This is a genomic window from Pseudomonas sp. NPDC087814, from assembly GCF_044742865.1.
GTDB lineage: Bacteria > Pseudomonadota > Gammaproteobacteria > Pseudomonadales > Pseudomonadaceae > Aquipseudomonas.
Window position 1 is genome coordinate 1 of the sequence record NZ_JBIUVK010000097.1, and the last position, 5147, is coordinate 5147.

Annotated in this window: 7 protein-coding genes and 4 tRNA genes; all 11 read left to right on the forward strand. The window is 54.3% G+C overall.

Features of this window, described 5'->3' with window-relative positions:
- Positions 1 to 202 precede the first annotated feature (202 nt).
- Entirely contained in the window at positions 203 to 1162 is a 960-nt protein-coding gene (birA, locus tag ACIOMR_RS30650) for a bifunctional biotin--[acetyl-CoA-carboxylase] ligase/biotin operon repressor BirA (protein WP_003210105.1), read from the forward strand.
- Positions 1152 to 1901, forward strand: coding sequence for a pantothenate kinase (locus ACIOMR_RS30655; RefSeq protein WP_003210103.1), 750 nt, complete (start codon positions 1152 to 1154; stop codon positions 1899 to 1901). Before birA ends, ACIOMR_RS30655 begins: the two co-directional genes overlap by 11 nt.
- A gap of 7 nt (positions 1902 to 1908) precedes the next feature.
- Complete coding sequence (locus ACIOMR_RS30660) at positions 1909 to 2355, forward strand: hypothetical protein (RefSeq protein WP_087692334.1); 447 nt, start codon at positions 1909 to 1911, stop codon at positions 2353 to 2355.
- A gap of 143 nt (positions 2356 to 2498) precedes the next feature.
- A tRNA-Tyr gene (locus tag ACIOMR_RS30665) sits at positions 2499 to 2583 on the forward strand.
- Positions 2584 to 2606: 23 nt separating this feature from the next.
- Positions 2607 to 2680, forward strand: a tRNA-Gly gene (locus ACIOMR_RS30670).
- A gap of 26 nt (positions 2681 to 2706) precedes the next feature.
- Positions 2707 to 2782 (forward strand) — tRNA-Thr (locus ACIOMR_RS30675).
- Positions 2783 to 2945: 163 nt separating this feature from the next.
- Positions 2946 to 3021 (forward strand) — tRNA-Trp (locus ACIOMR_RS30680).
- A 45-nt stretch (positions 3022 to 3066) separates the two neighbouring features.
- Positions 3067 to 3435, forward strand: a complete 369-nt coding sequence (gene secE, locus ACIOMR_RS30685; RefSeq protein WP_003210099.1) for a preprotein translocase subunit SecE — start codon at positions 3067 to 3069, stop codon at positions 3433 to 3435.
- 9 nt (positions 3436 to 3444) lie between these two features.
- Positions 3445 to 3978 (forward strand): transcription termination/antitermination protein NusG, encoded by a 534-nt coding sequence (gene nusG, locus ACIOMR_RS30690; protein WP_401198162.1) that lies wholly within the window; start codon positions 3445 to 3447, stop codon positions 3976 to 3978.
- A 117-nt stretch (positions 3979 to 4095) separates the two neighbouring features.
- Entirely contained in the window at positions 4096 to 4527 is a 432-nt protein-coding gene (gene rplK, locus ACIOMR_RS30695) for a 50S ribosomal protein L11 (RefSeq protein ID WP_003210097.1), read from the forward strand.
- Positions 4527 to 5147 (forward strand): 50S ribosomal protein L1 (rplA, locus tag ACIOMR_RS30700; protein WP_401198166.1); only part of this gene is annotated, 621 nt, incomplete at its 3' end. The genes rplK and rplA, both read left to right, overlap by 1 nt.

Consider the following 5147-nt stretch of genomic DNA (forward strand, 5'->3'; position numbering starts at 1 on the left):
GGTTTCCCCATGTGAGAGTAGGTCATCGTCAAGATTAAATTCCAGAACCCCTGATTGCTTATGCAGTCAGGGGTTTTGTTTTGCGCGGTCGGAAAATTTGGGCGGTCGAATTTCAAGCATCTTCAATGCTAACGTCCTGCCTTTCTATGCAATGGCCTAATGCATGGCTATCATGCGTGCCTCATTGTGAGGCGAGACCTGCATGCTGACGTTGTTGAAACTTCTAAAAGATGGCCGATTCCACTCCGGGGAGGCGCTCGGTGCTGCCTTGGGTGTCAGTCGCAGTGCTGTATGGAAGCAGCTTCAGCATCTCGAGGCGGAATTGGGTCTACCTATCCATAAAGTGCGCGGCAGGGGGTATCAGTTGGCTGCGCCCCTGATACTGTTAAGTGCCGATGAAATAGCTCGGCATGTACCTGTTCCTGCATGGCCTGTTCATATCTCTGACTCCATTGACTCTACCAATGCCGAGGCATTGCGGCTGATTGAATCGGGTCGCACTGCGCCATTTCTTGTGCTTTCAGAGCAGCAAACTGCAGGCAGGGGAAGGCGCGGACGAAAGTGGGTCAGTCCTTTCGCTCAAAACGTCTACTACAGCCTTGTGATGCGGATCGAAGGCGGCATGCGTCAGTTGGAAGGGCTAAGCCTGGTGGTCGGACTTGCAGTTATGCAGGCGCTGCGCGACGCAGGTGTTCGTGGTGCAGGGTTGAAGTGGCCAAATGACGTTTTGGTCGGGCAGAAAAAGATCGCCGGAATTCTCCTGGAACTGGTCGGGGATCCCGCTGACGTCTGTCACGTCGTTATTGGTATCGGCATCAACGTGAACATGCAGAAGGCGGATGAGGTCGATCAGCAATGGAGCTCCGTACAGTTGGAGAGCGGCAGTGCTGTTGATCGCAACTACCTGGTAGCGCGTCTTGGAGTGCAGCTGCAGGCTTATCTTGAGCGTCACCAGGCATCTGGCTTTTCGGCAATCCAGGGTGAGTGGGAGCAAAGCCATTTATGGCAGGGCCGGCCTGTATCGCTCATCGCGGGCGTGAACCAGATTGACGGCGTGGTGCTGGGGGTCGATGGGCAAGGTGCATTGCGGTTGAGCGTGGATGGTGTTGAGAAAGTATATAGCGGTGGTGAGCTAAGCCTGAGGTTGCGTGATGATTCTTGAGCTCGACTGTGGGAATAGCTTTATCAAATGGCGGGTACTTGAGTCGGATAAGGCTCGTATCTTTGCCGAAGGTGTCGTTGGGTCGGATGCCTCGCTGATCGACAGCCTGTTCGCGCTCACGGGGCTCGCGTTAAAACACTGCCGGCTGGTGAGTGTTCGCGCTTCGGATGAGACAAGTCAACTGGTCGCTACCCTGGTCGAGGCATTTGGCGTCAAGGTGCTGTGTGCTGCTTCGGCGAGGCAGATGGGTGGGGTGCGGAACGGGTACGAAGATTTCGAGCGCCTGGGACTGGATCGTTGGCTCGCGATGCTGGGTGGGTTTCAGCTGGCGTCGGGCGCGTGCCTGGTGCTCGATTTTGGCACTGCCGCAACAGCAGACTTCATTTCCGCAGACGGTGAGCATCTCGGCGGTTTCATTTGTCCGGGGATGCCGCTGATGCGTAATCAGCTTCGAACACATACCCGCAAAATACGCTATGACGATATCGCCGCTGAACGGGCTCTTGAGGCGCTGTCTCCAGGGCGCACAACTGTGGAGGCGGTAGAGCGCGGCTGTACGCTCATGCTGAGGGGCTTTGTGTTGACCCAGCTGGAGTTGGCTCGAAGCTATTGGGGGAGCGATTTTACCGTCTTCCTTACCGGTGGGGACGCTGAGCTCGTGGCTGACGCTGTGCCTCACGGTAGGCTCGTCCCTGATCTGGTTTTTGTTGGCTTGGCGATGGCGTGCCCTTTGTCCTGAGGTTTTTATGCGTTGGCTGTTTCTGCTTTTGCTGGTCCTCAATGTCTTCTATTACATCTGGCATCAGCAGGAGGCCCCTCTGCGCGCTAAAGATGTCACGCCTTTGGCTCTCTATCGTGGTTCTCAGCAAGATATCCGCCTGTTGAGCGAATCGGCTGATGCGATGGTTCGGCGAGACAGGGCAAAAGCGCCTGATGCGCAGGCGACGTGCTTGTATATCGGCGGTTTGCCTGATCAGAAAGAGGCTCAGTCCGTTGAGCAGCGCCTCACCAGCCTGGATATCAAGGTCAGGCTGCAGTCTCTGAACCTGCCTGATGCGTCGGGATACTGGCTGCGAGTGGCCCCTGAAAGCAGGCGTCTGGCCGATGATCTGCCCTTTGAAAACCTTGCTAATGAATTCAATGAGTTAAAACATAAAATAATGCCGTGCGAAGGCATTGCAACCTTCGAATAGTTTGCATAGAATGGCGCCCGCTTCGCAGTGAAGACCTTCTAGGTCGACAGGGTGAAGTGAAGGTCAACGCAGCTAACCTCATATTTTTTAATGAGAAAATGCTTGACAGAAGGCTGGCATGATGTAGAATGCCGGCTCGCTTAGGAGGGGTTCCCGAGCGGCCAAAGGGATCAGACTGTAAATCTGACGTCTACGACTTCGAAGGTTCGAATCCTTCCCCCTCCACCATTTTAGCGTGAGCTGCAAGCTCCGCGGGTATAGTTTAGTGGTAGAACCTCAGCCTTCCAAGCTGATGATGCGGGTTCGATTCCCGCTACCCGCTCCAAGTTTGCAGGTTGTGCAAGTTGTTTCGCTCTTGTAGCTCAGTTGGTAGAGCACACCCTTGGTAAGGGTGAGGTCAGCGGTTCAAATCCGCTCAAGAGCTCCATATAACAAGGCAGATATGAAAATATCTGCCTTTGTTTTAACAGCTACCTCTGGTTGAATATGCCCTCTCTCGCTGTTTTGTTTGGGTGGGTTTCAGGTCTGCAGGGGTTTGTTGTTGTAAAGTCTTTTTCAGATCGGCATAATTGTCGGCCTGATTTTGTTTTAGGTCAGTAGCTCAATTGGCAGAGCGACGGTCTCCAAAACCGTAGGTTGGGGGTTCGATTCCCTCCTGACCTGCCAGATTCACTTGGTGTGTCTGGCTTTCTTTTCACAGGATCTTCATAGATGACTCCTAAGGCTGAAGCTCAAGGCTCTCGCTTCGATCTGCTCAAGTGGCTTGTAGTAGTCGCTGTTGTGGTTGTAGGCGTTGTTGGCAACCAGTACTACTCTGGGTCGCCAATCCTGTACCGTGTCCTCGCATTGCTCGCCCTTGCTGCTGTTGCTGCCTTTGTTGGCCTGCAGACTGCAAAAGGCAAGTCGTTTGCGGTCCTGGTGAAGGAAGCTCGTACCGAGATCCGTAAAGTCGTTTGGCCGACTCGCCAAGAAACCACGCAGACCACGTTGATCGTGGTAGCTGTTGTTCTGGTTATGGCGTTGCTGTTGTGGGGGCTTGATTCCCTGCTCGGCTGGCTTGTTTCCTTGATTGTTGGCTAAGGGTGTCCCGTGGCTAAGCGTTTTTACGTTGTGCATGCTTACTCGGGTTACGAGAAGCATGTCATGCGCTCTTTGCTAGAGCGCGTAAAGCTGGCAGGCATGGAAGATGGCTTCGGCGAAATTCTGGTTCCCACTGAAGAAGTGGTTGAAATGCGTAATGGCCAGAAACGCAAAAGCGAACGTAAGTTCTTCCCTGGCTACGTGCTGGTTCAAATGGACATGAATGAGGGTACTTGGCACTTGGTCAAGGACACTCCTCGCGTCATGGGTTTCATCGGCGGTACCGCTGATAAGCCTGCTCCGATCACTGACAAAGAAGCAGAAGCAATTCTGCGTCGCGTTGCTGACGGTAGCGACAAGCCCAAGCCGAAGACGTTGTTCGAGCCGGGTGAGGTTGTTCGTGTCACAGATGGTCCGTTCGCTGATTTTAACGGCACCGTCGAAGAAGTTAACTACGAAAAGAGCCGGATCCAAGTGGCAGTGCTCATTTTCGGTCGCTCTACTCCGGTAGAGCTAGAGTTCAGCCAGGTCGAAAAAGTCTAGCTGAGCAAGCATCCCAACCCCGCAGCCTTAGGCTGTGGGGTTTTGTCGTCACTGGGATAAACGCGCAAGTAACCGGGGAGCCTTTCGAGGCGTTCGAACCCGTAATTGGAGTGCCTCATGGCCAAGAAGATTACCGCTTACATCAAGCTGCAAGTGAAGGCCGCTCAGGCCAACCCAAGCCCACCTGTTGGTCCAGCTCTGGGTCAGCACGGCGTGAACATCATGGAATTCTGCAAGGCCTTCAACGCCCGTACTCAGGGTATTGAGCCAGGTCTGCCGACTCCAGTGATCATCACTGTATACAGCGACCGTAGCTTCACCTTCGAAACCAAGTCGACCCCGGCTTCGGTTCTGTTGAAGAAAGCTGCTGGTCTGACTAGCGGCTCCGCTCGTCCTAACACCGTTAAGGTTGGCACCGTGACCCGTGCTCAGCTGGAAGAAATCGCGAAAACCAAAAACGCGGATCTGACTGCAGCTGATATGGATGCAGCCGTGCGTACCATCGCCGGTTCTGCTCGTAGCATGGGCCTTAACGTGGAGGGTGTGTAATGGCTAAGCTGACCAAGCGCCAAAAGGCTATCGCCGGCAAAATCGAAGCGGGCAAGTCCTACAATTTTGTAGACGCTGCTGCTCTGCTGACCGAGCTGTCGACTGTCAAGTTCAGCGAGTCTGTTGACGTTGCTGTAAACCTGGGCGTTGACCCACGTAAATCCGACCAGGTCGTTCGTAGCGCTACTGTGCTGCCACACGGTACTGGCAAGACCGTACGTGTAGCTGTCTTCACCCACGGCCCAGCAGCTGAAGCTGCTCTGGCCGCCGGCGCCGACCGCGTTGGCATGGACGACCTGGCTGCCGAAATGAAAGGCGGCGACCTGAACTATGACGTCGTAATTGCTTCCCCGGATGCAATGCGCGTTGTAGGTCAGCTGGGTCAGATCCTTGGTCCACGTGGTCTGATGCCTAACCCTAAAGTCGGCACCGTGACTCCAGACGTAGCTACCGCGGTTAAAAACGCCAAGGCTGGTCAGGTTCGTTATCGCACCGACAAAAACGGCATCATTCACACCTCCGTTGGCAAAGTCGGCTTTGATGCCGTCAAGCTGAAGGAAAACGTTGAAGCCCTGATCGCTGATCTGAAGCGTATCAAGCCAGCTTCGTCGTATGGTATC

Excerpts from the sequence above, each read along its gene's own strand:
- rplK (WP_003210097.1), top strand. The coding sequence starts at position 4,096 with ATGGCCAAGAAGATTACCGCTTACATCAAGCTGCAAGTGAAGGCCGCT.
- secE (WP_003210099.1), top strand. The coding sequence starts at position 3,067 with ATGACTCCTAAGGCTGAAGCTCAAGGCTCTCGCTTCGATCTGCTCAAG.
- ACIOMR_RS30655 (WP_003210103.1), top strand. The coding sequence starts at position 1,152 with ATGATTCTTGAGCTCGACTGTGGGAATAGCTTTATCAAATGGCGGGTA.
- birA (WP_003210105.1), top strand. The coding sequence starts at position 203 with ATGCTGACGTTGTTGAAACTTCTAAAAGATGGCCGATTCCACTCCGGG.
- ACIOMR_RS30660 (WP_087692334.1), top strand. The coding sequence starts at position 1,909 with ATGCGTTGGCTGTTTCTGCTTTTGCTGGTCCTCAATGTCTTCTATTAC.